The sequence below is a fragment of the Chryseobacterium sp. BLS98 genome (genome assembly GCF_001045445.1).
Taxonomy (GTDB): domain Bacteria; phylum Bacteroidota; class Bacteroidia; order Flavobacteriales; family Weeksellaceae; genus Chryseobacterium.
Window position 1 is genome coordinate 407089 of record NZ_LFNF01000001.1, and the last position, 21395, is coordinate 428483.

31 protein-coding genes are annotated in these 21395 nt (G+C 38.0%); 9 read left to right on the forward strand and 22 right to left on the reverse strand.

Features of this window, described 5'->3' with window-relative positions; genetic code table 11:
- Nucleotides 1-3: 3 nt before the first annotated feature.
- From rplO to ACM40_RS01930, 21 genes are all read right to left on the reverse strand, one after another.
- On the reverse strand, nucleotides 4-453 hold the full coding sequence (gene rplO / locus ACM40_RS01830) for a 50S ribosomal protein L15 (RefSeq protein WP_040993538.1): 450 nt from the start codon (nucleotides 451-453) through the stop codon (nucleotides 4-6).
- 95 nt (nucleotides 454-548) lie between these two features.
- Nucleotides 549-725 (reverse strand): 50S ribosomal protein L30, encoded by a 177-nt coding sequence (gene rpmD / locus ACM40_RS01835; RefSeq protein WP_007839493.1) that lies wholly within the window; start codon nucleotides 723-725, stop codon nucleotides 549-551.
- Between the two features lie 10 nt (nucleotides 726-735).
- Nucleotides 736-1257, reverse strand: a complete 522-nt coding sequence (gene rpsE / locus ACM40_RS01840; protein ID WP_048501139.1) for a 30S ribosomal protein S5 — start codon at nucleotides 1255-1257, stop codon at nucleotides 736-738.
- 20 nt (nucleotides 1258-1277) lie between these two features.
- Nucleotides 1278-1631, reverse strand: a complete 354-nt coding sequence (gene rplR, locus ACM40_RS01845; RefSeq protein WP_034725976.1) for a 50S ribosomal protein L18 — start codon at nucleotides 1629-1631, stop codon at nucleotides 1278-1280.
- Between the two features lie 15 nt (nucleotides 1632-1646).
- Nucleotides 1647-2192, reverse strand: a complete 546-nt coding sequence (gene rplF / locus ACM40_RS01850; protein WP_048501140.1) for a 50S ribosomal protein L6 — start codon at nucleotides 2190-2192, stop codon at nucleotides 1647-1649.
- 17 nt (nucleotides 2193-2209) lie between these two features.
- Nucleotides 2210-2608 (reverse strand): 30S ribosomal protein S8, encoded by a 399-nt coding sequence (rpsH, locus tag ACM40_RS01855; protein WP_048501141.1) that lies wholly within the window; start codon nucleotides 2606-2608, stop codon nucleotides 2210-2212.
- Between the two features lie 144 nt (nucleotides 2609-2752).
- A complete protein-coding gene (gene rpsN / locus ACM40_RS01860; RefSeq protein WP_040993535.1) occupies nucleotides 2753-3022 on the reverse strand; it encodes a 30S ribosomal protein S14 in 270 nt (89 codons plus the stop codon).
- Nucleotides 3023-3025: 3 nt separating this feature from the next.
- A complete protein-coding gene (gene rplE, locus ACM40_RS01865) occupies nucleotides 3026-3577 on the reverse strand; it encodes a 50S ribosomal protein L5 (protein WP_048501142.1) in 552 nt (183 codons plus the stop codon).
- 13 nt (nucleotides 3578-3590) lie between these two features.
- Nucleotides 3591-3917, reverse strand: coding sequence for a 50S ribosomal protein L24 (rplX, locus tag ACM40_RS01870; RefSeq protein ID WP_047427597.1), 327 nt, complete (start codon nucleotides 3915-3917; stop codon nucleotides 3591-3593).
- Nucleotides 3918-3939: 22 nt separating this feature from the next.
- Nucleotides 3940-4308 carry a 50S ribosomal protein L14 gene (gene rplN / locus ACM40_RS01875; protein ID WP_007839504.1) on the reverse strand — a complete coding sequence of 123 codons (369 nt, stop codon included), beginning with the start codon at nucleotides 4306-4308 and terminating at the stop codon, nucleotides 3940-3942.
- A 2-nt stretch (nucleotides 4309-4310) separates the two neighbouring features.
- Nucleotides 4311-4568: a 30S ribosomal protein S17 gene (gene rpsQ, locus ACM40_RS01880; protein WP_053073319.1), complete on the reverse strand. Its 258-nt coding sequence runs from the start codon at nucleotides 4566-4568 to the stop codon at nucleotides 4311-4313.
- An 11-nt stretch (nucleotides 4569-4579) separates the two neighbouring features.
- Nucleotides 4580-4768 (reverse strand): 50S ribosomal protein L29, encoded by a 189-nt coding sequence (rpmC, locus tag ACM40_RS01885; RefSeq protein WP_040993532.1) that lies wholly within the window; start codon nucleotides 4766-4768, stop codon nucleotides 4580-4582.
- An 11-nt stretch (nucleotides 4769-4779) separates the two neighbouring features.
- On the reverse strand, nucleotides 4780-5205 hold the full coding sequence (gene rplP, locus ACM40_RS01890) for a 50S ribosomal protein L16 (protein WP_040993531.1): 426 nt from the start codon (nucleotides 5203-5205) through the stop codon (nucleotides 4780-4782).
- A gap of 98 nt (nucleotides 5206-5303) precedes the next feature.
- Nucleotides 5304-6050 (reverse strand): 30S ribosomal protein S3, encoded by a 747-nt coding sequence (rpsC, locus tag ACM40_RS01895; RefSeq protein WP_040993530.1) that lies wholly within the window; start codon nucleotides 6048-6050, stop codon nucleotides 5304-5306.
- A 7-nt stretch (nucleotides 6051-6057) separates the two neighbouring features.
- The gene (gene rplV / locus ACM40_RS01900; protein WP_048501143.1) at nucleotides 6058-6456 is read right to left on the reverse strand and encodes a 50S ribosomal protein L22; all 399 of its coding nucleotides are present in this window, start codon (nucleotides 6454-6456) and stop codon (nucleotides 6058-6060) included.
- A gap of 2 nt (nucleotides 6457-6458) precedes the next feature.
- A complete protein-coding gene (gene rpsS / locus ACM40_RS01905; RefSeq protein ID WP_002983209.1) occupies nucleotides 6459-6737 on the reverse strand; it encodes a 30S ribosomal protein S19 in 279 nt (92 codons plus the stop codon).
- Nucleotides 6738-6739: 2 nt separating this feature from the next.
- A complete protein-coding gene (rplB, locus tag ACM40_RS01910) occupies nucleotides 6740-7561 on the reverse strand; it encodes a 50S ribosomal protein L2 (protein WP_048501144.1) in 822 nt (273 codons plus the stop codon).
- A gap of 21 nt (nucleotides 7562-7582) precedes the next feature.
- The gene (rplW, locus tag ACM40_RS01915; protein ID WP_040993527.1) at nucleotides 7583-7873 is read right to left on the reverse strand and encodes a 50S ribosomal protein L23; all 291 of its coding nucleotides are present in this window, start codon (nucleotides 7871-7873) and stop codon (nucleotides 7583-7585) included.
- 3 nt (nucleotides 7874-7876) lie between these two features.
- A complete protein-coding gene (rplD, locus tag ACM40_RS01920; protein ID WP_048501145.1) occupies nucleotides 7877-8506 on the reverse strand; it encodes a 50S ribosomal protein L4 in 630 nt (209 codons plus the stop codon).
- The gene (gene rplC / locus ACM40_RS01925) at nucleotides 8497-9123 is read right to left on the reverse strand and encodes a 50S ribosomal protein L3 (RefSeq protein WP_007839520.1); all 627 of its coding nucleotides are present in this window, start codon (nucleotides 9121-9123) and stop codon (nucleotides 8497-8499) included. Before rplC ends, rplD begins: the two co-directional genes overlap by 10 nt.
- A 191-nt stretch (nucleotides 9124-9314) precedes the next feature.
- A complete protein-coding gene (locus ACM40_RS01930; RefSeq protein WP_048501146.1) occupies nucleotides 9315-10208 on the reverse strand; it encodes a LysR family transcriptional regulator in 894 nt (297 codons plus the stop codon).
- A gap of 132 nt (nucleotides 10209-10340) precedes the next feature.
- Here ACM40_RS01930 and ACM40_RS01935 point away from each other — a divergent pair, with 132 nt between their 5' ends.
- Entirely contained in the window at nucleotides 10341-10733 is a 393-nt protein-coding gene (locus ACM40_RS01935; protein WP_048501147.1) for a rhodanese-like domain-containing protein, read from the forward strand.
- A 10-nt stretch (nucleotides 10734-10743) separates the two neighbouring features.
- Nucleotides 10744-11187 carry a GNAT family N-acetyltransferase gene (locus ACM40_RS01940; protein WP_048501148.1) on the forward strand — a complete coding sequence of 148 codons (444 nt, stop codon included), beginning with the start codon at nucleotides 10744-10746 and terminating at the stop codon, nucleotides 11185-11187.
- 84 nt (nucleotides 11188-11271) lie between these two features.
- On the opposite strand, the gene ACM40_RS01945 is transcribed toward ACM40_RS01940, so the two are convergent.
- Complete coding sequence (locus ACM40_RS01945) at nucleotides 11272-12036, reverse strand: DeoR/GlpR family DNA-binding transcription regulator (RefSeq protein ID WP_048501149.1); 765 nt, start codon at nucleotides 12034-12036, stop codon at nucleotides 11272-11274.
- A gap of 117 nt (nucleotides 12037-12153) precedes the next feature.
- Between ACM40_RS01945 and ACM40_RS01950 the strand changes: the two genes are divergently transcribed.
- The 7 genes from ACM40_RS01950 (at nucleotide 12154) to ACM40_RS01980 (ending at nucleotide 21393) form a co-directional block, all read left to right on the forward strand.
- On the forward strand, nucleotides 12154-13752 hold the full coding sequence (locus ACM40_RS01950) for a glycerol-3-phosphate dehydrogenase/oxidase (RefSeq protein ID WP_048501150.1): 1599 nt from the start codon (nucleotides 12154-12156) through the stop codon (nucleotides 13750-13752).
- Between the two features lie 11 nt (nucleotides 13753-13763).
- Nucleotides 13764-15260, forward strand: a complete 1497-nt coding sequence (gene glpK, locus ACM40_RS01955) for a glycerol kinase GlpK (protein ID WP_048501151.1) — start codon at nucleotides 13764-13766, stop codon at nucleotides 15258-15260.
- 22 nt (nucleotides 15261-15282) lie between these two features.
- Complete coding sequence (locus tag ACM40_RS01960) at nucleotides 15283-16014, forward strand: MIP/aquaporin family protein (RefSeq protein WP_048501152.1); 732 nt, start codon at nucleotides 15283-15285, stop codon at nucleotides 16012-16014.
- A gap of 9 nt (nucleotides 16015-16023) precedes the next feature.
- Entirely contained in the window at nucleotides 16024-16824 is an 801-nt protein-coding gene (locus ACM40_RS01965) for a hypothetical protein (RefSeq protein ID WP_048501153.1), read from the forward strand.
- Nucleotides 16825-17194: 370 nt separating this feature from the next.
- Nucleotides 17195-17614, forward strand: coding sequence for a hypothetical protein (locus ACM40_RS01970; protein WP_048501154.1), 420 nt, complete (start codon nucleotides 17195-17197; stop codon nucleotides 17612-17614).
- Nucleotides 17611-18582, forward strand: coding sequence for a hypothetical protein (locus tag ACM40_RS01975; RefSeq protein WP_048501155.1), 972 nt, complete (start codon nucleotides 17611-17613; stop codon nucleotides 18580-18582). The genes ACM40_RS01970 and ACM40_RS01975 overlap by 4 nt, the downstream gene beginning before the upstream one ends.
- An 84-nt stretch (nucleotides 18583-18666) precedes the next feature.
- Nucleotides 18667-21393 carry a hypothetical protein gene (locus ACM40_RS01980; RefSeq protein ID WP_048501156.1) on the forward strand — a complete coding sequence of 909 codons (2727 nt, stop codon included), beginning with the start codon at nucleotides 18667-18669 and terminating at the stop codon, nucleotides 21391-21393.
- The last annotated feature ends 2 nt before the right edge of the window (nucleotides 21394-21395 follow it).

Sequence of the window (21395 nt, forward strand, 5' to 3'; positions counted from 1 at the left end):
GTATTATAAAGTAATTGCTTTTCCACCTGCTTTAGCAATAAGCTCTTCAGCAGATTTAGTGAACTTGTCAGCAGAGATTGAAACCGCAGATTTCAATTCTCCTCTACCCATAATTTTCACTAATTCGTTTTTAGAAACTAAACCGTTTTCTACTAAAACTTCTTTCGTGATATCTCCAGTAATGGATTTATTCTCGATTAATGTTTGGATAGTATCAAGGTTTACTCCTCTAAACTCTTTTCTGTTTACGTTTTTGAAACCAAATTTAGGTAATCTTCTTTGTAAAGGCATCTGTCCACCTTCGAAACCGATTTTCTGAGAATAACCAGCTCTAGCTTTCTGACCTTTGTGACCTTTCGTAGCAGTACCTCCTTTTCCTGTACCTTGTCCTCTACCAATTCTTTTTGAATTGAAAGTAGAACCTGCAGCAGGTTTTATGTTATTTAAATTCATTTTTTTATTGATTTAAAGATTAAATAATTTAAAGATTAAAAAATTCCGGCTAAGATAGAAAGAAAATTTTAATCTTTTAATCTTTGAATTTTTAATTATTTCTGAACTTCAAGTAAGTGACTAACTGCAGCTATCATCCCTAAAATGGAAGGTGTAGCTTCGTGCTCTACAACTTGGTGAAGTTTCTTAAATCCTAATGCTTCAAGCGTTCTCTTTTGGGTTTTTGTTCTTCCAATAGCGCTTCTTACTTGTTTTACTTTAATTGTTGCCATTGTTCTAATATTAACCGTTAAACACTTTACTTAGAGAAACTCCTCTCATTCTAGCGATCTCTTCAGGTCTTCTGATATCTAATAACGCCTTGAAAGTAGCTTTCACCACGTTGTGAGGGTTAGAAGATCCTTTAGATTTTGAAAGGATATCGTGAATACCAGCAGACTCAAGTACCGCTCTTACCGCACCACCGGCGATAAGTCCTGTACCGTGAGAAGCAGGTCTCATGAAGATATCTGCACCACCGTATCTGGCAGTAGTTTGGTGAGGAATGGTGTGGTTCATTACAGGAACCTTCACAAGGTTTTTCTTAGCATCTTCAACAGCTTTAGCGATTGCAGAAGCTACTTCTTTAGATTTTCCAAGACCGTGACCGATTACTCCGTCTTCGTTACCTACTACTACGATAGCAGAAAATCCGAAAGCTCTACCTCCTTTGGTTACTTTTGTTACTCTGTTAACAGCTACGAGACGATCTTTTAATTCTAATCCTCCCGGTTTTACTCTTTCTATATTATCTAGTCCTAACATATTTTCCGAAATTTTTATGATTAGAATTTAAGTCCACCTTCTCTAGCACCGTCAGCAAGAGCTTTCACTCTTCCGTGGTACACGAATCCGTTTCTGTCAAATACAATACTTTCGATTCCTGCAGCGATAGCTTTAGCAGCGATAGCTTTACCTACAGCAGCAGAAACTTCAGTCTTGGTACCATTAGCGTCAACACCTTTTTCTCTTGAAGAAGCGGAAACTAAAGTTGTACCATTTTTATCATCGATTAACTGAGCGTAAATTTCCTTATTACTTTTATATACAGATAATCTTGGCAATTCAGAAGAACCGGAGATTTTCCCTCTTACTCTTCTTTTGATTCTTATTCTTTTTTCTAATTTACTTAATGCCATAATACTTATAATTTATTAAGCAGATTTACCAGCTTTACGTCTAACAATTTCTCCTACGAATCTTACACCTTTTCCTTTGTATGGCTCAGGCTTTCTGAAAGAACGGATCTTTGCAGCTACCATTCCTAGAAGTTGGTTGTCGTGAGACGTTAAAGTAATAATTGGGTTTTTACCTTTTTCAGTCAATGTATCTACTTTTACTTCACCTGGAAGTTCCAATACGATACCGTGAGAGAATCCTAAAGCTAACTCAAGTTTTTGACCTGTGTGTGAAGCTCTGTATCCTACCCCTACTAGTTCCAGTTTCTTTTCGAAACCTGTATTAACACCAGTGATCATGTTGTTGATCAACGCTCTGTACAGACCGTGAAGTGCTTTGTGTTGTTTAGAATCAGATGGTCTGTTTACGTTAAGCTCGCCATCTTTCTGTTCTAAAGTAATTCCTGCTGTAAGTTCCTGAGAAAGCTCTCCTTTAGGCCCTTTTACAGTTACAACACCGTTATTTTCAGTGACAGTAACTCCAGCTGGAATTGTTATAATTGCTTTACCAATTCTTGACATTTTCCTCTGATTAAAAATTAATAAACATAGCAGATTACTTCACCGCCTACTTTTTCTTCTCTAGCTTTCTTGTCAGTCATTACTCCTTTAGAAGTAGAGATAACAGCTATACCTAACCCGTTCAGTACTCTTGGAAGTTCAGCAGAACCTTTGTACTGTCTCAAACCTGGTCTAGAAGCTCTTTGAATAGACTTGATAGCCGGCTTGTTAGTTTGCTTGTCATACTTTAAAGCGATTTTGATCGTACCTTGAACAGCGCTATCTTCAAACTTGTAGTTTAAGATATACCCTTGATCAAATAAGATCTTAGTAATCTCCTTTTTGATTTTCGATGCAGGAATTTCCACCACTTTGTGGCCTGCGCTTTGTGCGTTCCTTACTCTTGTTAGGAAATCTGAAATTGGATCTGTTACCATTTTTCTATTTTAAATTATTGGTTAAAGACAATCAGTATTGAAGGGACTTGAAGATTAAAATATCAGACTTCAGAAAATCTTAGGTCTGATATTTTTATTCTTTAGTATCCAGACAACTTAATTGTCCCGATTAATTAGTAATTATTACCAACTGGCTTTTCTTACTCCCGGGATAAGACCGTTGTTTGCCATTTCTCTGAAAGTTACTCTGGAAATACCAAACGTTCTCATGTATCCTCTAGGTCTACCTGTTAGTTTACATCTGTTGTGTAATCTTACAGGAGAAGCATTTTTAGGTAATTTCTGAAGTGCTTCATAATCACCAGCTTCTTTTAAAGCTTTTCTTTTGTCAGCGTATTTAGCAACTAGTGCTTCTCTTTTGCGCTCACGCGCTTTCATTGATTCTTTAGCCATTTCTTAGTTCTTTTTAAATGGTAAACCGAAGTGAGTTAATAAAGCTTTCGCTTCTTTATCTGTTTTCGCAGTAGTAACGAAAGTGATGTCCATCCCCTGGATTTTTTTCACTTTGTCAATTACGATTTCAGGAAAGATAATCTGCTCAGTAATACCTAAGTTATAATTACCTCTACCATCGAACCCGTCTGCCTTGATACCAGAGAAATCTCTGATACGTGGTAAAGCAGAAGAAGTAAGTCTGTCTAAGAATTCATACATTTTATGAGCTCTCAATGTTACTTTAGCACCTACAGGCATACCTTTTCTCAGTTTGAAAGCTGCTTCGTCTTTCTTAGAGATAGTACCTACTGCTTTCTGGCCGGTAATCATTGTTAATTCTTCTACAGCGTAATCAATGATTTTCTTGTCTGCAGTGGCATCACCTAAACCTTGAGATAAGATGATTTTTTCCAATCTAGGTACTTGCATTACTGATTTGTACCCAAATTCTTCCATCATTGCAGGAACAATTTTCTCGTTGTATATATTTTTGGGTCTTGCTATAAATTCCATGTGTTAATTCAAATTATAAAGTTTCACCCGTTTTTTTGTTGATTCTTACTTTCTTATCTCCTTCGATTTTGTAACCGATTTTGATAGCTTTTCCGTCTTTACCAACTAAAGCTACGTTTGAGATATGAATAGAAGCTTCTTTTTCAGTGATTCCACCTTGAGGGTTAGAAGCTGAAGGCTTAACGTGTTTTTTAACGATGTTCAGTCCTGCAACGATAACTCTAGGATCTCTTCCTTCTTTTTTGATCACTTCAATAACTTCACCAGTCTTACCTTTGATATCTTTCTTACCAGTAGTAATGATGACGTTATCTCCTCTTTTTATTTTTAACTTTGACATTTTCTTTTAAAAATTTTAAAAATTAAAGTACTTCAGGAGCTAATGAAATGATTTTCATATATTCTTTGTCTCTCAACTCACGAGCAACCGGTCCGAAAACACGTGTTCCTCTCATTTCTCCCGCTGCGTTTAGTAATACACAAGCATTGTCTTCGAATTTGATGTATGAACCATCTTTTCTTCTAACTGCTTTTTTAGTTCTTACTACTACAGCTTTAGATACCTGACCTTTTTTAGCGTTCCCTGATGGTGTAGAATCTTTGATAGTAACAACGATTTTATCACCAACTGAAGCATATCTTCTTCTGGTTCCTCCCAGAACTCTGATAACCAATACCTCTTTAGCACCTGTGTTATCAGCAACTTTTAATCTTGATTCTGTTTGTAACATTATTACTTAGCTTTTTCAATGATTCTTACTAATCTCCATCTCTTGCTCTTGCTCAAAGGTCTAGTTTCCTGGATAAGAACTGTATCGCCTTCTGTGCATTCGTTGTTCTCGTCGTGTGCAGTATATTTTTTCGTTTTTAGAACGAATTTACCGTACATCGGGTGTTTTACTCTCGTAGTCTCACTTACAACAATGGTCTTTTCCATTTTATTGCTGGAAACTATTCCGATTCTTTCTTTTCTTAAGTTTCTTTCCATAATGTATGAAAATCTTATTGTTGTTTAGTGGTTAACTCAGTGTTTAATCTCGCGATTGTTCTTCTCAAATCTCTGATTTGGATCGGGTTTTCAATTGGACTGATCTTGTGAGCCAATTTCAGTTTTGAATATTGAGCTTTCAATTCAGCAAGTTTTGCTTGAATATCACCCGCGCTTAAATTTTTAATATCAGCTTGTTTCATTATATCAAAGATTAAAGAGGTTTAACAAAATCGTTAGCAACTACGAATTTAGTAACTACCGGTAATTTCTGAGCTGCAAGTCTTAGGGCTTCCTTAGCTACTTCGTAAGGTACACCTCCAACTTCGAACATAATTTTACCTGGTTTTACTACGGCTACCCAATATTCCACGGCACCTTTACCTTTACCCATACGTACTTCGGCTGGTTTTTTAGTAATTGGTTTATCCGGGAAGATTTTGATCCATAGCTGACCTTCTCTCTTCATATATCTTGTCGCAGCGATACGGGCAGCTTCAATTTGTCTTGCAGTGATCCAAGCACCTTCTATAGCTTTGATTCCAAATGTTCCGTAAGCCAGTTGATTACCTCTCTGAGCAATCCCCTTCATCTTCATCTTATGAACTCTACGGAATTTGGTTCTTTTTGGTTGTAACATAATTTCTAAATTTTAGATTTTAGATTTTAGATTTTAGATTTTTTATATTTTAAAAAAGTAACGGTAATTTAAAATTCAAAATTTCTAACCTAAAATTTTTAATTATTATTGTTATTATTGTTATTCTTTCTAGGTCTTCTGTTGTCTCTGTCTCCTCTGTTTCCGCCTCCTGAAGGACCTCCTTTTTTCTGTTGTCCCACTAGTGGAGCAAGTTCTCTTTTACCGTAAACTTCCCCTTTCATGATCCAAACTTTTACTCCTAATCTACCGTAAGTAGTGTGAGCTTCTGCCCAGTGATAATCGATATCAGCTCTGAAAGTAGACAATGGGATTCTTCCTTCTTTGAAAGATTCGCTTCTTGCCATTTCAGCTCCGTTCAATCTACCAGAGATCTGAACTTTGATACCTTCAGCACCCATTCTCATTGTACTTGCCATCGCCATTTTAACAGCTCTTCTGTAAGAAATTCTGTTTTCGATCTGCTTAGAGATGCTGTCAGCCACTAATACTGCGTCAAGTTCAGGTCTTTTGATTTCGAAAATATTGATTTGAATATCCTTACCAGTAAGTTTCTTCAATTCTTCTTTCAATTTATCAACTTCCTGACCTCCTTTACCGATGATAAGTCCCGGTCTGGCAGTAGTGATTGTCACTGTTACTAATTTTAGTGTTCTTTCAATATAGATTTTTGAAATACCACCTTTAGATAATCTAGCCTCAAGGTATCTTCTGATTTTGTAGTCTTCCGCGATTCTGTCTCCATAATCGTTTCCGCCAAACCAGTTAGAATCCCATCCTCTGATGATACCTAGTCTGTTACCAATTGGATTTGTCTTCTGTCCCATACCTTGATTAATTTTCTTTATTACCTAAGATTAATGTAACGTGGTTAGATCTTTTTCTGATTCTGTACCCTCTACCTTGCGGAGCTGGTCTTAGTCTCTTCAATTGTCTTGCACTATCCACGAAGATTTCTTTAATGATAAGGTTTGCTTCTTCAATATCAGCACCCTCATTTTTCACCTGCCAGTTTGCCATAGCAGAAAGAAGTAATTTCTCTAATTTGTTAGAGGCTTCTTTTTTAGAATATTTTAGGATATAAAGAGCTTTATCTACCTGCTCTCCTCTAATGATATCAGCAACTAATCTCATTTTTCTTGGAGATGATGGGCAGTCATTTAATGAAGCTTTTACAACGTCTTTGTTAGCTTCTTTTCTTGCGATTGCGCTATCTTGTTTTCTTGATCCCATGATTATCTGCTTCCTTTGTTTTTGTTACCACCATGACCTCTGAAAGATCTTGTTGGAGAAAATTCGCCTAACTTGTGACCTACCATGTTTTCTGTAACATATACAGGGATAAAAGATTTCCCGTTGTGTACAGCAATAGTTTGTCCTACGAAGTCCGGAGAGATCATCGATGCTCTAGACCAAGTTTTGATAACTGTCTTCTTACCAGACTCTATATTTGCCTGAACCTTCTTATCTAAAGTATGATGAATGAACGGTCCTTTTTTAAGTGATCTTGCCATAATTATTTTCTTTTAGATACGATGTAACGGTTAGACACTTTGTTTTTCTTTCTAGTTTTGTAACCTTTAGACGGCATACCGTTTCTAGATCTTGGGTGACCTCCTGAAGAACGTCCTTCACCACCTCCCATTGGGTGATCTACAGGGTTCATTACAACGGCTCTTGTTCTTGGTCTTCTACCTAACCATCTGCTTCTACCAGCCTTACCTGATACAGTTAACTGGTGGTCAGAGTTAGAAACTGATCCAATCATTGCATAACATTCAGTAAGGATCATTCTTGATTCTCCTGAAGGCAATTTGATGATTGCGTATTTTCCGTCTCTTGAAGTTAATTGAGCTGAAGAACCAGCACTTCTTGCTAAAATAGCACCTTGTCCAGGCTTCATTTCAACACAAGAGATTACAGTACCCAATGGAATGTTTTTCAATTTCATTGCGTTACCGATGTTTGGCTCTACGCTTTCTCCTGAAACTACTTTCTGATCTACTTTGATACCGTTTGGAGCGATGATGTATCTCTTCTCTCCGTCAGCATATTCTAATAAAGCGATAAATGCAGTTCTGTTTGGATCGTATTCTACAGTTTTAACGGTAGCTTCAACGTCATGCTTGTTTCTTTTGAAGTCGATAATTCTGTATTTCTTTTTGTGTCCACCTCCGGTGTAACGCATGGTCATTTTACCAGTTTGGTTACGTCCACCTGACTTTTTAATACCAACTGTAAGAGATTTCTCTGGTTTGTTGGTAGTAATTTCCTCAAAATTGTTTACAATTCTGAATCTCTGTCCTGGGGTGATAGGTTTTAATTTTCTAACAGACATTACTATTATTTATAATTATAATTAATTTACAGCAAAAATATCGATTACTTCCCCTTCAGCAAGAGTGATAACCGCTTTTTTCAATTTGTTTGTCTTTCCTACTTGAAGACCTTTTTTAGTGTATTTCGAAGAAACTTTAGGCGCATAAATCATGGTTCTAACGTCTGCTACTTTCACACCGTAAGCTTCTTCCACAGCTTTTTTAATCTGGATTTTATTCGCCTTAGGTTCAACTAAGAAAGAATAAGCACCTCTTAAATCTGTAAGATAGTTAGCCTTTTCTGAAATAACTGGTTTAATAATAAGTGACATGATTTATTTCTTTAAATTTTCCTGGAATTTTTCAACTGCACCTTCTAAGAATACAATCTCACCTGCATTGATTAAATCGTATGAACTGATTTCGTTGAAGTTCATTACTTTAGTCTTAGGCAAGTTTCTTGAAGATAAATACACATTCTTGTTAGCTTCAGGAAGAACGAATAAAGACTTCTTATCGTTCAATGCCAAAGCATTTAGGATAGCGATAAAATCTTTCGTTTTAGGAGCGTTTAAGCTCATATCTTCCATTACTCTGATGCTGTTATCTCTCATTTTCTGAGAAAGAACAGATTTTTTAGCTAATCTCTTAAGAGCTTTGTTCAATTTGAATCTGTAATCTCTTGGTTTTGGTCCGAATACTCTACCACCACCTCTGAAAGTTGGAGATTTAATATCACCATATCTTGCAGAACCAGATCCTTTTTGCTTCTTAAGTTTTTTAGTAGAAGCAGTAATTTCGCTTCTTTCTTTTGCTTTATGAGTCCCTTGTCTTTGTGCAGCAAGGTACTGTTTAACTTCTAAGTAAACCGCGTGCTGATTTGGCTCAATTCCGAATACTGTTTCGTCTAGAGTTACTTTTCTTCCGGTCTCTTTTCCTGATGTATTTAATACTACTAGTTCCATTTTCTGATAATTACATAAGAATTTTTAGCTCCCGGAACAGCACCTTTTACTACTAAAAGATTTTGTTCTTGATCCACTTTTAATACCTGAAGGTTTTGTACAGTTACCTGCTTACCTCCCATTCTACCCGCCATTCTCATTCCTTTGAATACTCTTGAAGGATCCGATCCAGCACCGATAGAACCTGGAGCTCTAAGTCTGTTGTGCTGACCATGAGTAGCTTGCATTACACCTCCAAAGCCATGTCTTTTAACAACACCCTGGAAACCTTTACCTTTTGAAGTTCCTGTTACGTCAACATATTCACCTTCAGCGAATAGATCAACTTTTACTTCTTCTCCTACTTTTACTTCGTCTACGAATTCTCTGTAGAATTCTACCAACTTAGCTTTTGGAGCAGAACCAGCCTTTTTAAAATGACCAGCTAACGCTTTACCTACGTTCTTTTCACTCTTGTCATCGAAACCTAACTGAACTGACTTGTAGCCGTCCTTTTCTATGGTTCTGACCTGTAAAACCGAGCATGGACCAGCCTGAATAACTGTACAAGGAATGTTTTTTCCTTCTTCGTTAAACAAAGACGTCATACCGATTTTTTTACCAATAATACCTGACATTGTTTATATTATAATAAAATTTATCTTTCTATTTCCACATATTCAGGAGGTCTGAAGTAATTTCTACTTTTGATATAGGCATACTACGCCCCTAAAATGAAGTGTGCAAATTTATGAATATTTTTAGAACTGACAAATATTTACAGTAAAATATTTTGATTTTTAATCATTTAGCCATTCCGCATAAAAAACTATCCGAAATTTTGAAAATGTTCTTTGAAGTTTAAAAGAAAATCACTAACATACTTTTTCCTGACATCTGATTTTCTCACGACCAAGTAGTGCTTTCTTTTTAAGCCGTCTTTTCCAATCTTTTTAAAGCTCAACTCGTCTGATAGCTTAAAGGATTTCAACGCCCATTTCGGCATACAGGTTATTCCTATATTAGCCTGCACCATTTCCAAAGCAACTTCCGTTAAAGGAACTGCGGAAATTTTTGCCGGTATTACTCCGTTTGGTTTTAGAAATATCTCGTGAACAGAAACCGTCTTTAGCGGAAGAGAATGAATAATCAAATGGATATCCATAAAATCATGAGCATCCAGATACTCAGAATGATTTAATTGATTCTCCTGGTGAAGGACAGCAAAGATCTCATCTTCAAAAACCTCAATACTTACCAATTCTTTATCAGAAGGCTTTGAAGTAACAATTGCAATATCAATTTCGTTGGCTATCATTTTTAAAATAGGCTGATGGGTGGCTTCCAGTACCAGATCAACCTCAATATCAGGATACAGAACACCCATTTTCTGAATAAAAAACGGCAGCCCCTGATAAAATGAATAACATTCTGTACTTACTTTAATTCTGCCTGCTGCCCCTGCCCTTATTTGCTGAATAGTACTTAACCCATCCCCTATACTGTCAATCACCGTACATGCAGTTTTATAAAGCACATGTCCCTCTTCAGTTAATTCCCAACTATTCCTTGTTCTGTAAAACACCTTAAAACCCAGTTGGATTTCCAGATCCTTAAGCTGATGGCTTAATGCCGATTGTGTTAAAAAAAGCTTTTCAGAAGAATTGGCAATACTTCCCTCCTCTGCAATTGTTTTAATAAGTTTTAAGAATTTGATTTCCATAATGCAAAGTTAACCATCTGCTTAAAAATGGTATTTGAAAACATTTCAATTAAAACTGTAAAGCATTCAATTTTAATTTTAGAAAAAAAAGAACCCTGAGTATAGCTTTGCACCATAAACAAATTAAAAGTTATGCAAGAACAAATTGAATTTTACCAAAGAAAATTAAAGTATGAAATGGACCCGTCAGACCTTTATGAGGTATTTCAAAATAGTACAGACTACATAGCAGTAGATGCCCGAAAAGCAAGCGGATATGATAAGGAACATATTCCTTCCGCAATTAATCTGCCTCACAAAGAAATGACAGAGGAAAGCACTCAACATCTTGACAAATCCAAAATCTATGTATGCTATTGTGATGGGATTGGCTGTAATGCTTCTACAAAAGGTGCTTTAAAAATGACACAATTAGGCTTTAAAGTACTGGAACTAATGGGAGGGATCGAATGGTGGAAGTTTGACGGTTATGCCACAGAAGGAATCAGCCCCGCAAAAGGAAGTCAGTTTGAATGTGCCTGCTAAATCAAAAAATATGAAAATAAGATTTGCAGAGGAAAGAGATATAGAATTTGTTATCAGACTGTGTAAAGCTCATGCCCTTTATGAAAAAAGCAATTTCAATGAAAACAACAAAAAGGAACAACTTTCAAAACATCTTTTTGAATCATCATCCGGTTTAAAATGCCTGGTTGTTGAATCCGGTATTGAAATCATTGGATATGCCACATTTTTCAGACAGTTTTCAACATGGGATGCAGATTATTACATATATCTCGATTGCCTGTTTCTGAAAGAAAATGCAAGAGGAAAGGGAACAGGCCAGCAAATAATGGACGTAGTGAAAAAGTATTCAAAAGAAGCGGGATGTTCAATTATTCAATGGCAAACACCAGACTTCAATACAAAAGCAATTAAATTCTACAGCCGTCTCGGAGCAGAAAGAAAAGCCAAAGAAAGATTTTTCTGGCAGATATAAATCTACTTACCTTTATTTAAAATAGAGACGTTCTTTTTCCAGAAGGTCTCTATTTTAATACTATAAAACTCTTATTTAAAGAAGCTATTTTACAATGACCGTAACTCCCCTTTCTTCCAATGCAGATTTATCCTCCTCACCAATACCATTATCTGTGATCAGGTAATCCACCTTATCCAAAGAAGCAATCTTTCCAAAGCCTTTTTTATTCAGCTTCGAGGAGTCACCAAGAATGACCACCTTTTCGGAACATTCTATCATAAGCTGATTAAGGTGAGCCTCTGCAGCATTGGAGGTACTGATCCCGAACTCAATATCAATCCCGTCCACACCCAGGAAAAGCTTATTGCAAGAAAACTGCTTGAGAATACCTTCAGAAATGGAACCTACAATAGAAGTTGAACTCTTCCGGACCTCTCCTCCTAGTTGTATAATATTAATATTAGGATTATTACACAGCTCTATAGCCACTCTTAAAGAAGAAGTCAGAACCGTAAGCGGGCCAAAGTTCACCAACATTCTTGCCAGATAGTGCATTGTAGTTCCTGAAGCCAGAATAATACAGTCGTTTTCCTGGATGAGCTGCAATGCCGCTTTTGCTATATTCTGCTTAGCTTCTACATTGATGTTTTCCTTTTCATCCACATTTCTTTCATAGGCATATCTGATATGCTTGCTTGCTCCACCATGATTACGGAAAAGCAGTCCCAGGCTTTCGAGATAATTCAGATCCTTTCGGACCGTAACTGATGAAACATTGAATTTCTCGCACAGATCCTGTACAAGAACATTTCCTTTTTCATCCAGCTCTTTTAATATATCATTATGCCTTGGTATTAACTTTTCCATTCTGATTCTTTCATCAAAAATACCATTTTTTTTCGAGACCGATAAAATTTCATTTATTTTCTTTTTAGTTTCATTTTTAATTTATACATTTGAAAACGAAACATAAACGAAACATTTATGAAACGAAACGAAGAAATAAGTAAATTAACCAGCATCCAGGAATGGGACTTTATCGTCATTGGCGGTGGTGCCAGTGGTTTAGGATCAGCATTGGATGCAGCCAGCAGAGGATTTAAAACCCTTCTTCTGGAATCACACGATTTCGCAAAAGCAACATCCAGCCGAAGCACCAAACTGGTACACGGCGGTGTAAGATATCTTGCCCAGGGAGATGTAGGCCTTGTAAAAGAGGCATTGAAAGAAAGAGGGCTTCTTGCCCAAAATGCAGCCCATGTAGTAAAAAACCAGTCATTCATTATCCCTAACTATACTTGGTGGGGAGGAATCTATTATAAAATAGGATTGTCTATTTATGATTTCCTTGCAGGGAAACTGAGCCTTGGTAAAACAAAATATATCAGTAAGGCTAAGACCGTTGAAAAGCTTCCAACCATTGAACAGCACAATCTCGCAAGCGGCGTAGTGTATCAGGACGGGCAATTCGATGATGCACGGTTAGCCATTAATTTAACCCAGACTCTTATAGAAAAAGGGGGCAGTGCTATTAATTATATGAAAGTAACCGGACTTCTGAAGAATGATTCCGGAAAAATAAACGGGGTAAAAGCAGAAGACCAGTTCTCCGGCCAGCAGTATGAGCTCCGTGCAAAAGCTGTGATTAATGCAACAGGTGTATTTACCAATGATATTCTGAATATGAATAATCCTAAGCATGGTAAATTTGTTGTTCCAAGCCAGGGAATTCATTTGGTTTTAGATAAATCTTTCCTCAAAAGTGATGATGCCATCATGATCCCAAAAACTTCTGACGGTAGAGTTCTTTTCGTCGTTCCATGGCATGACAGGGCATTGGTGGGAACAACAGACACCCTTCTTGAAAATCCAAGCTTTGAGCCGCATGCTTTGGAATCCGAAATCAGTTTCGTTTTAAATACAGCCAGACAGTATTTAGCTAAAAAGCCTACGAGAGAAGATGTGAAATCCATGTTTGCCGGACTGAGGCCTCTTGCAGCGCCAAAAGAAGGAGGTAAAAGCACCAAGGAAGTATCCCGAAGCCATAAGGTTATTGCTTCTGATACCGGACTAGTCTCCATCATTGGAGGAAAATGGACTACCTACCGTAAAATGGCGCAAGATACTATTGATAAGGCAGTAGAAATCCTTCATTTAAACGGAGGACCTTCTCAAACAGAAAACCTTTCCATTCATGGCAACATGAAAGCAGAACTTGTAGATCGTACCAGCCATCTTTACGTGTATGGGTCAGATATTCCGGCTATAAAATCATTGCAGAGCAGTGATCCTCAATATTCCCAAAAGATTCATCCTGACCACGCTTTCACTATTGCAGAAGCAGTTTGGGCTATAAGATATGAGATGGCAGAAACCATAGAGGATATTCTCGCGCGACGAGTACGTCTGTTATTTTTAGATGCAAGAGCTGCGATTGACAGTGCTCACACCATCGCACAGCTCATCGCTAAAGAAAAAGGACATTCTCAGGAATGGGCCGTAGAACAGGAAAAAGAATTTATTGAACTAGCAAAAGGATATTTATTAACGCCATATACCCCAAAAACTATTACTCATAATTAAAAATTTGCAGTATGAAGGAAAAACTGATTCTCGCTCTGGACCAGGGGACCACATCCTCCAGAGCCATTTTATTCAACCACAGCGGAGCTATAGAATATGTCTCCCAGAAAAACTTTGAACAGATCTTCCCTACTCCCGGATGGGTAGAGCACGACCCTAACGAAATATGGTCTTCCCAGATATCTGTTGCCGCAGAGGTTATCGCTAAAGCTGGTATTTCCGGATTGGAAGTAGCTGCCATTGGTATCACCAATCAACGTGAAACTACTGTTGTTTGGGATAAGGAAACCGGTGAACCTATTTATAATGCTATCGTATGGCAGGACAGAAGGACATCTAAATATTGTGATGAACTGAAAGACCAGGGTTATGCTGAAAAAATCAAAGAGAAAACCGGACTTGTCCTGGACGCTTACTTTTCAGCAACCAAGTTAAAATGGATTCTTGACAATGTAGAAGGTGCAAGGGAAAAAGCAGCAGAAGGAAAAATATGCTTCGGAACTGTCGATACATGGCTGGTATGGAAGCTTACCCGTGGAAAAATGTTCATCACCGATGTTTCCAATGCCAGCAGAACGATGCTTCTGAACATTCATACTTTAGAATGGGACCAGGAGCTTCTGGATTTGTTTGACATTCCAAGATCTGTACTTCCTGAAGTAAAACAAAGCAGTGAAATCTATGGGGAGACTGCAACCACTTTATTTTCTACCAAAATTCCAATTGCAGGAATTGCAGGAGACCAGCAGGCTGCTTTATTCGGACAGATGTGCATCACTCCCGGAATGGTAAAGAACACCTACGGAACAGGTTGCTTCTTATTAATGAATACAGGAAAAGAAGCCGTTTCTTCTAAAAACAATCTTCTGACTACTGTTGCATGGAAGATCAATGGAGAAGTAAATTATGCCCTGGAAGGAAGTGTGTTTGTAGGCGGAGCAGCCATACAATGGCTGAGAGATGGCCTTAAACTTATCCATACCTCGGAGGAGGTGAATGATCTTGCCGCAAGCGTCGAAGACAACGGAGGTGTTTATTTTGTTCCGGCACTTACAGGATTAGGTGCACCTTACTGGGATCAGTATGCCCGCGGAACTATTGTAGGCGTAACCCGTGGAACAACCAACGGACATATTGCAAGAGCCACTCTGGAAGGAATAGCATTCCAGGTATATGATATTGTAAAATCCATGGAAGCGGATTCAGGAAGACCGAGCCTTGAACTTAGAGTAGACGGAGGCGCTTCCGCAAGCGATCTTCTGATGCAGATACAGTCTGACCTTTTCGGCTTTAAGATCACCAGACCAAAAACACTTGAAACAACCGCTTTAGGAGCAGCTTATCTTGCCGGTTTAGCGGTAGGATACTGGAAAGATATCAACGAGATCCAATCCCAATGGGTGGTGGACGAAGATTTCCATCCTAAAGTAGACAAAGAAAAAGCAGATCATATGATCCATTTCTGGAACAAAGCAGTAAAGCGTTCACAAAGCTGGATCGAAGATTAAATTCTAACTAAAAAAACTACTCATGACCCCATTTACCGCAGAACTTATAGGAACCATGCTTCTTATATTATTAGGCAACGGCGTTGTAGCCAACGTTGTCTTAAAAGGCACCAAAGGAAACAACTCAGGATGGATCGTCATTACGACGGCCTGGGCACTGGCTGTTTTCGTAGGCGTTACCGTGGCGGGCCCGGCAAGCGGGGCCCATCTGAATCCAGCTGTGACCATCGGACTGGCTGTTGCAGGAAAATTTTCATGGGACCTTGTTCCCACTTATATTGCAGCACAGATGCTTGGCGGAATGCTTGGCGCTTTTCTGGTGTGGCTGTTTAATAAAGACCATTTCGCTATTACAGAGGATGAAGGTGGCAAACTTGCCTGTTTCAGTACCGGTCCGGCTATCAGGAATACATTTTCAAACCTGATCAGTGAGATTATCGGAACGTTTGTGCTCGTATTTGTTATCTTTCACTTCTCAGATCCGAGTATTTCTCTGAATGCTGATCCGACTGCCAAGGTGGGATTAGGTTCTGTAGGAGCACTTCCGGTTACTTTATTGGTTTGGGCTATCGGTTTATCTCTTGGCGGAACTACCGGTTATGCTATTAATCCTGCAAGAGACCTGGCACCAAGAATCATGCATGCCATACTTCCCGTAAAAGGCAGCAGTGACTGGGGCTACGCCTGGATTCCTGTTGCAGGCCCTATTCTGGGAGCTGTTATCGCAGCCGTTCTTTTTGAAATAATACATTAAAAATACCCGATGAAAATTTTAAAAATTGCATGCCTGATCATTTTGGGCACAGGAAAGCTATTCTCTCAGGAGAACCAGGAGACTAAAGAAAACAACAGGTTAGATTTCACAGTGAATATTCAGAATAACCACCTTTGGAGGGGGCTTATTATTACAGACAAACCTGTGGTAATGGGAAACCTGTCTTACGCTTTGGATGCTAAAAAGAAATGGAAAATTGGCATCTGGGGAGCCTCGGCATTAGCTGACGACAAAGACGGCACTCATTACAAAGAGATCAACTATTACATTCAGTACTCTCATAACCGTTTTTATATCGGGCTATGGGATCTGTATAATTCAAGGAACATCAATACGGCTGTAGCTGCGGATGATATCTTCAGTTACTCACAGAGAAGAACCGCACACATCATTGATCTTAGAACCAATTATACTTTCGGACCCTCATTCCCGCTTAATATTGAAGCTGATATTATGCTGTATGGCGGTGCCAACGCCGGTGAAGTGGTATTGGAACCTGACGGAAGTTATAAAAAGAATAAGTACTCTACGTATGTTCAGGCAAGTTACCCGGTGATTGCTGGACAGAAAGTAAATCTGGACGCTTTTGTAGGAGCCGGATTTGCCCTCAACGACAGCCGCTTTCTATATGGAAACGGAACCAATAATTTTGACATTGTGAATGTAGGGCTAAAAGCCAGCAAAACCTTAAAAATTACAGATCACTACAGCCTGCCGGTTGCTATGATGGCGATGTGGAATCCTTCTAATAGATATGCAAGGATTCAACTGGCTGCTACTGTATTCTAATTTGAATTTTTAACTTAATTATATAAGACCATTCCGTTTTGGAATGGTTTTTCTGTTTTTATACTGATGGAAAGAATTCAACCACAAAAGCCACAAAAGTTTTGGTTTGTTTAACACTTAAGAACACTTTAGCTTTTAAAAGTTTAACGATGCTGAAAACAGTAATATCACATAAGTAGAAATCAAAGATTTTCATAAAACTTAAGTGTACTTATTACTCGCAAAGCTGACAATTTAAAATAACTAAGGTGTTTCAAAACTTTTGTGACTTTTATGGTTAACAATCTATCGGAATTACTTCAAACAAGTAATCACCGGGTTTTTACGGTTGAGTTTTTGCTTAAATATTTTTACTTTTGAAAAAAAATATATGAAAAATATTTTCACTCTCATCATTTTATGCATTAGTGTTTTCTCTTTTGCACAGACAAAAGCCCCTTTTACCGGATACAGAAGTTTTGATATTGTTCAGGGATACAGCGGATCCGGAACTCCTCATTATTATCTTGAGGTACAGAAAAACGGTGATGTTCATTTCGGCTATGTTCAGATAAACCAGGCAGACCGGACTGAAACCACAGAGGAAATGAATGCCGGAAAATACAATCCAAAAGTAATGAAGGTCTCTTTCAAAAAATACAAAGAAACTTTTTACGTGAAATTTGACAAGAATAAGATATACATGACAGATAAGGATGGAAATATTCAGAAATCCGAAGACTGCTGCTCCAGTATGGAAAGCGCCACACAAGATATCTGTACCTGCGAAAGCGAACTGTACCAACGATGAAAGCACTAAAGATTCTGTTTATTCTCTTTATTTTGGCCTCATGCAGCGGGAAAGAGAAGCATCTCTATACTTTCTATTACTGGAAAACCCATCTTAAACTGGATCAGGAAGAAAAAAAAGCGCTGGACCAGGCTTCGGTTCCTTATCTGTACACAAGATTTTTTGATATTGACAAAGTCAGTGGAAAATTCCAGCCGGTTGCTGTTATTACCCATGACAATAGTTTTAGGACCAATAAACAAATTGTACCAGCCGTTTTCATTACCAATCAGTCTATGTATCATATATCAGCTGAGGAGATCAGGTTTCTTGCTAAAAATGTTCATGATCTGGTTCAGAAGAAAGCAACAGAATATCATTTGAAGATCAATAATGAAATTCAGATCGACTGTGACTGGACGGCTGGAACTCGGGACGATTATTTTAAATTCCTGAAGGAACTGAAAAAGGTTTCAGGAAAGGAGATTACCTGTACCCTGCGGCTTCATCAGGTTAAAGATAAAAATGAAACCGGGATTCCGCCTGTAGAAAAGGTCTATCTCATGTGCTACTCCACTTCATCCCCACTTGAAAAATCCACTAAAAATTCTATCCTGGATGTGACTGTTTTAAAAAGCTACCTTTCTAAGCTGGAGGATTATCCGATTAAAAAAATGGAGGTGGCTTTACCTATTTATTCCTGGGGAATTGTAACGAATCATCTTGAAAAGCATAAATTAATTAATGCCTTATCCAAAAAAGATCTGGAAAATCCCGGATTTAAAAGAATCTCGGATAACGAAGTCGAAATCATAAAAGACGGCTTTTATTTCGGGAGTTTCCTAAGCAAGGGTTTCAGGATCAGGGTTGAAGAAATATCTGATGATCAGCTGCAGGATGTTACCCGCTTCCTTGAGAAAAAAATACCACATTTTAATATAATTTATTATCAATTAGATAGTAAATTTGTAAGTAACAGAATTTTTTAAAGCCAGATCTTTTAGCTAAGAAGCTGCAAGAATTTAAACTTTACCTGAATTCGGTTATAAAAACTAAAAACACCTATCAACTATATGAAAAAGTACATTCTTTCATTAGCGGTTTTATCGCTTTTCTATACAAAATCTGACGCCTGCGCGTGGTCGGACCCTGATTATGAATATTTCAACCTTTTTACCCAGAGCATCATTAAGGATAAATCTTATCTTCCTTTCCTGCTTACCTATTCAAACAGGTTCTATGGTGACTATAAAGGAATGCAGATTCCGGATGACAATATAGAAACCTGGAAAAAGTTTTTCAATAACCAACTGAATTATGCGGAAACAGAGAATCTGGTGTACAAAATCAGCATGAATGACCTGAACGCATTGAAAAACGGAACACCGACCAATCCATTGCTGCAGAAACTGGGTACCGGATTCTATCAGAAATACAGGGAAGGCATTGATTATTTAATTGAAGCCAAATATCTGGAGCCTTATATGAGCATCAATTATGTGGAAAGTAAGGACTCATTTTACAGCAATGGTCCTTCAAGCAATGTGAATGCCACTTCCATTGATTATGCTAAAACAGTCAATGCTCTGACTTCTTTATACAATGCAGCGAGAAATCCTGAAATCAAGCAGCGTTATGGATACCAGCTGGTGCGTTTCAATCATTATACTAGAAATTATGATGCTGCACTGGAAGCTTTCAAAACGTATATAGAACCTGTCAAACTGAAAGGAACAGTCTACTTTATGGCACTGGATCAGCTTGCGGGTGCTCAGAGAGGAAAAGCAATGAATGCTGATGCCAACTGGAATTTCTTCCAGGTATTTATGCACAGCAAGGACCGCAAGGAATCCGCTTTTGTCTCAATGAAACTGTCGGATACGGCTTCTTTCAGCAATATTATGAAACGGGCCGGCACCAATGATGAGAAAAATATGGCTTATTTCTTACTGGGCTATGAAGGTTTCACGAATCCAATTCCTATTATGGAAAAGATGTACGACATCAATCCTGATTCCGAGATCCTGAAAGTAATGGCGGTAAGAAGCATCAACGAACTGGAAAGAAGCTATCTTCCAATTTATTATTATACGTCCGATGCCGCAGACAATGTATATATACAGAGAGGAAATGCAGACGATCACGACAAAACTTCTACCGCTTCTACCTCTGAATCTTCAGAAGTGAAAAAAGAAGAGAAGCTTTCATTCTGGCAAAAGATCGTAAGATTCTTTAAAAACCTTTTCGGAGGATCGAAATCTGAAAGCAAGAACGGAGATAAAAATGATCAGAGTGATGACGAATTGCTGAACAATCCTGACAGAATTCCTTTCTATACCAAAACAGGTTATGGATATGATGAAAAGACCCAGGACTATCTGAACGATCTTGAAAAATTTACAGAGAAAACTAAAAAAGTATCTAAGGATGAATACTGGCAGATCGCTGATGCTTACCTGAAGTTTCTGAAAAAAGATTACAAAGCAAGTTCTGAGATTCTGGAAGATATTAAAACAACAAACCCGGAATATCTGGAAGAAATCAAAAGAATGAAGGTTCTGAATGATATCGTTTCGCATCCTAAGATTGATGCGGAATATGAAGATCATTTAATGAAAGATTATGCTGATTATTTTGTAAAAAAAGAAGTAAAAAAAGACAGCACGAATGCGGATGATTACGATTACTATGGAGAAACCCCTTCTACAGCAGACTTCCTGAAAGATGTTCTTGCCAACCGCTACTTCCTTCAGGGGGAAGACGGAAAATCGTTCCTGATGAACAACAAACTTTCGGATCTTCAGTATAACCCGAATTCAAGCCTGGTAAAAAGTGTTGAGGAATTCTACAAAAAACCGAATAAAACCCAGTTTGAGCAGCAAATCATCGCCAAAAACATGGACGATGTAGGGAATATTGATGCTTTCTTCAGTATGATCTACGGAGACAGAGCCATGAAACTGGCAGATTTTGAAAAAGCTAAATCGTATTATGAAAAAGCCCAGGGCTTTGCAGGAATTCCGCGAATGAATTATGACTGGACCGATAAAGGGGAAAAAATAACTCCGAAACAATATGCGGCCGGAGAATACAATGGCTTCAGGGATATTTCGAATCTTGTTTTCGGACATAATGTATGGGAAAGTTTCGGAAGCCCGGAAACCGAAAGTATGGAAGCTGAAGATTATTCCGCATTCCCTTTCATTAAAAGCAGTATGAATAAACTGGAACTGGCAGATGCTCTGATCCAGCTTAAAAAAATCGGTAACGGGACAGATGAAAAGGCAGCGAAAGCCAACCAGCTTATCGGAAACCTACTCTACAATACTTCCAGCTTAGGATATTACCGCCAGCTTTTCGTGATGGATATTGATAACAGTAACGGAGGAAAGTATGATTTCTGGAATACGGACCGCAAAAATCCTTACAAGTATTATTATAAGAATTTCCTTGATACGACTTATATTGAACCTGATAATTTTGATCTTGCTATTAACTATTACCAAAAGACCCTGAAGCTTTCAAAGGACAAGGAGCAGAGAGCCAGAGTTCTTTTCCAGATGGCCAGCGCAGAACAAGGAAAGTATTACCAGTATGAAGCTAAAAATGCATCTCAGATAAGCTACTCAGATCCTCAGTATTCTGAAAAGGAACAGGCCCATCAGGCTGAACTGGACAATATCAGAAATCAGAAATACAGAACTTATTTTGCCCAGCTGAAATCTCAGTATGCAGATACCGAAACATTGAAGGGACTTTCCGGAAGCTGCAGTTATTTCGGATACTTTCTTAGAAAATAATC

Excerpts from the sequence above, each read along its gene's own strand:
- rplO (WP_040993538.1), bottom strand. The coding sequence starts at position 453 with ATGAATTTAAATAACATAAAACCTGCTGCAGGTTCTACTTTCAATTCA.
- rpmD (WP_007839493.1), bottom strand. The coding sequence starts at position 725 with ATGGCAACAATTAAAGTAAAACAAGTAAGAAGCGCTATTGGAAGAACA.
- rpsE (WP_048501139.1), bottom strand. The coding sequence starts at position 1,257 with ATGTTAGGACTAGATAATATAGAAAGAGTAAAACCGGGAGGATTAGAA.
- rplR (WP_034725976.1), bottom strand. The coding sequence starts at position 1,631 with ATGGCATTAAGTAAATTAGAAAAAAGAATAAGAATCAAAAGAAGAGTA.
- rplF (WP_048501140.1), bottom strand. The coding sequence starts at position 2,192 with ATGTCAAGAATTGGTAAAGCAATTATAACAATTCCAGCTGGAGTTACT.
- rpsH (WP_048501141.1), bottom strand. The coding sequence starts at position 2,608 with ATGGTAACAGATCCAATTTCAGATTTCCTAACAAGAGTAAGGAACGCA.
- rpsN (WP_040993535.1), bottom strand. The coding sequence starts at position 3,022 with ATGGCTAAAGAATCAATGAAAGCGCGTGAGCGCAAAAGAGAAGCACTA.
- rplE (WP_048501142.1), bottom strand. The coding sequence starts at position 3,577 with ATGGAATTTATAGCAAGACCCAAAAATATATACAACGAGAAAATTGTT.
- rplX (WP_047427597.1), bottom strand. The coding sequence starts at position 3,917 with ATGTCAAAGTTAAAAATAAAAAGAGGAGATAACGTCATCATTACTACT.
- rplN (WP_007839504.1), bottom strand. The coding sequence starts at position 4,308 with ATGTTACAAACAGAATCAAGATTAAAAGTTGCTGATAACACAGGTGCT.
- rpmC (WP_040993532.1), bottom strand. The coding sequence starts at position 4,768 with ATGAAACAAGCTGATATTAAAAATTTAAGCGCGGGTGATATTCAAGCA.
- rplP (WP_040993531.1), bottom strand. The coding sequence starts at position 5,205 with ATGTTACAACCAAAAAGAACCAAATTCCGTAGAGTTCATAAGATGAAG.
- rpsC (WP_040993530.1), bottom strand. The coding sequence starts at position 6,050 with ATGGGACAGAAGACAAATCCAATTGGTAACAGACTAGGTATCATCAGA.
- rplV (WP_048501143.1), bottom strand. The coding sequence starts at position 6,456 with ATGGGATCAAGAAAACAAGATAGCGCAATCGCAAGAAAAGAAGCTAAC.
- rpsS (WP_002983209.1), bottom strand. The coding sequence starts at position 6,737 with ATGGCAAGATCACTTAAAAAAGGACCGTTCATTCATCATACTTTAGAT.
- rplB (WP_048501144.1), bottom strand. The coding sequence starts at position 7,561 with ATGTCTGTTAGAAAATTAAAACCTATCACCCCAGGACAGAGATTCAGA.
- rplW (WP_040993527.1), bottom strand. The coding sequence starts at position 7,873 with ATGTCACTTATTATTAAACCAGTTATTTCAGAAAAGGCTAACTATCTT.
- rplD (WP_048501145.1), bottom strand. The coding sequence starts at position 8,506 with ATGGAACTAGTAGTATTAAATACATCAGGAAAAGAGACCGGAAGAAAA.
- rplC (WP_007839520.1), bottom strand. The coding sequence starts at position 9,123 with ATGTCAGGTATTATTGGTAAAAAAATCGGTATGACGTCTTTGTTTAAC.
- ACM40_RS01930 (WP_048501146.1), bottom strand. The coding sequence starts at position 10,208 with ATGGAAATCAAATTCTTAAAACTTATTAAAACAATTGCAGAGGAGGGA.
- ACM40_RS01935 (WP_048501147.1), top strand. The coding sequence starts at position 10,341 with ATGCAAGAACAAATTGAATTTTACCAAAGAAAATTAAAGTATGAAATG.
- ACM40_RS01940 (WP_048501148.1), top strand. The coding sequence starts at position 10,744 with ATGAAAATAAGATTTGCAGAGGAAAGAGATATAGAATTTGTTATCAGA.
- ACM40_RS01945 (WP_048501149.1), bottom strand. The coding sequence starts at position 12,036 with ATGGAAAAGTTAATACCAAGGCATAATGATATATTAAAAGAGCTGGAT.
- ACM40_RS01950 (WP_048501150.1), top strand. The coding sequence starts at position 12,154 with ATGAAACGAAACGAAGAAATAAGTAAATTAACCAGCATCCAGGAATGG.
- glpK (WP_048501151.1), top strand. The coding sequence starts at position 13,764 with ATGAAGGAAAAACTGATTCTCGCTCTGGACCAGGGGACCACATCCTCC.
- ACM40_RS01960 (WP_048501152.1), top strand. The coding sequence starts at position 15,283 with ATGACCCCATTTACCGCAGAACTTATAGGAACCATGCTTCTTATATTA.
- ACM40_RS01965 (WP_048501153.1), top strand. The coding sequence starts at position 16,024 with ATGAAAATTTTAAAAATTGCATGCCTGATCATTTTGGGCACAGGAAAG.
- ACM40_RS01970 (WP_048501154.1), top strand. The coding sequence starts at position 17,195 with ATGAAAAATATTTTCACTCTCATCATTTTATGCATTAGTGTTTTCTCT.
- ACM40_RS01975 (WP_048501155.1), top strand. The coding sequence starts at position 17,611 with ATGAAAGCACTAAAGATTCTGTTTATTCTCTTTATTTTGGCCTCATGC.
- ACM40_RS01980 (WP_048501156.1), top strand. The coding sequence starts at position 18,667 with ATGAAAAAGTACATTCTTTCATTAGCGGTTTTATCGCTTTTCTATACA.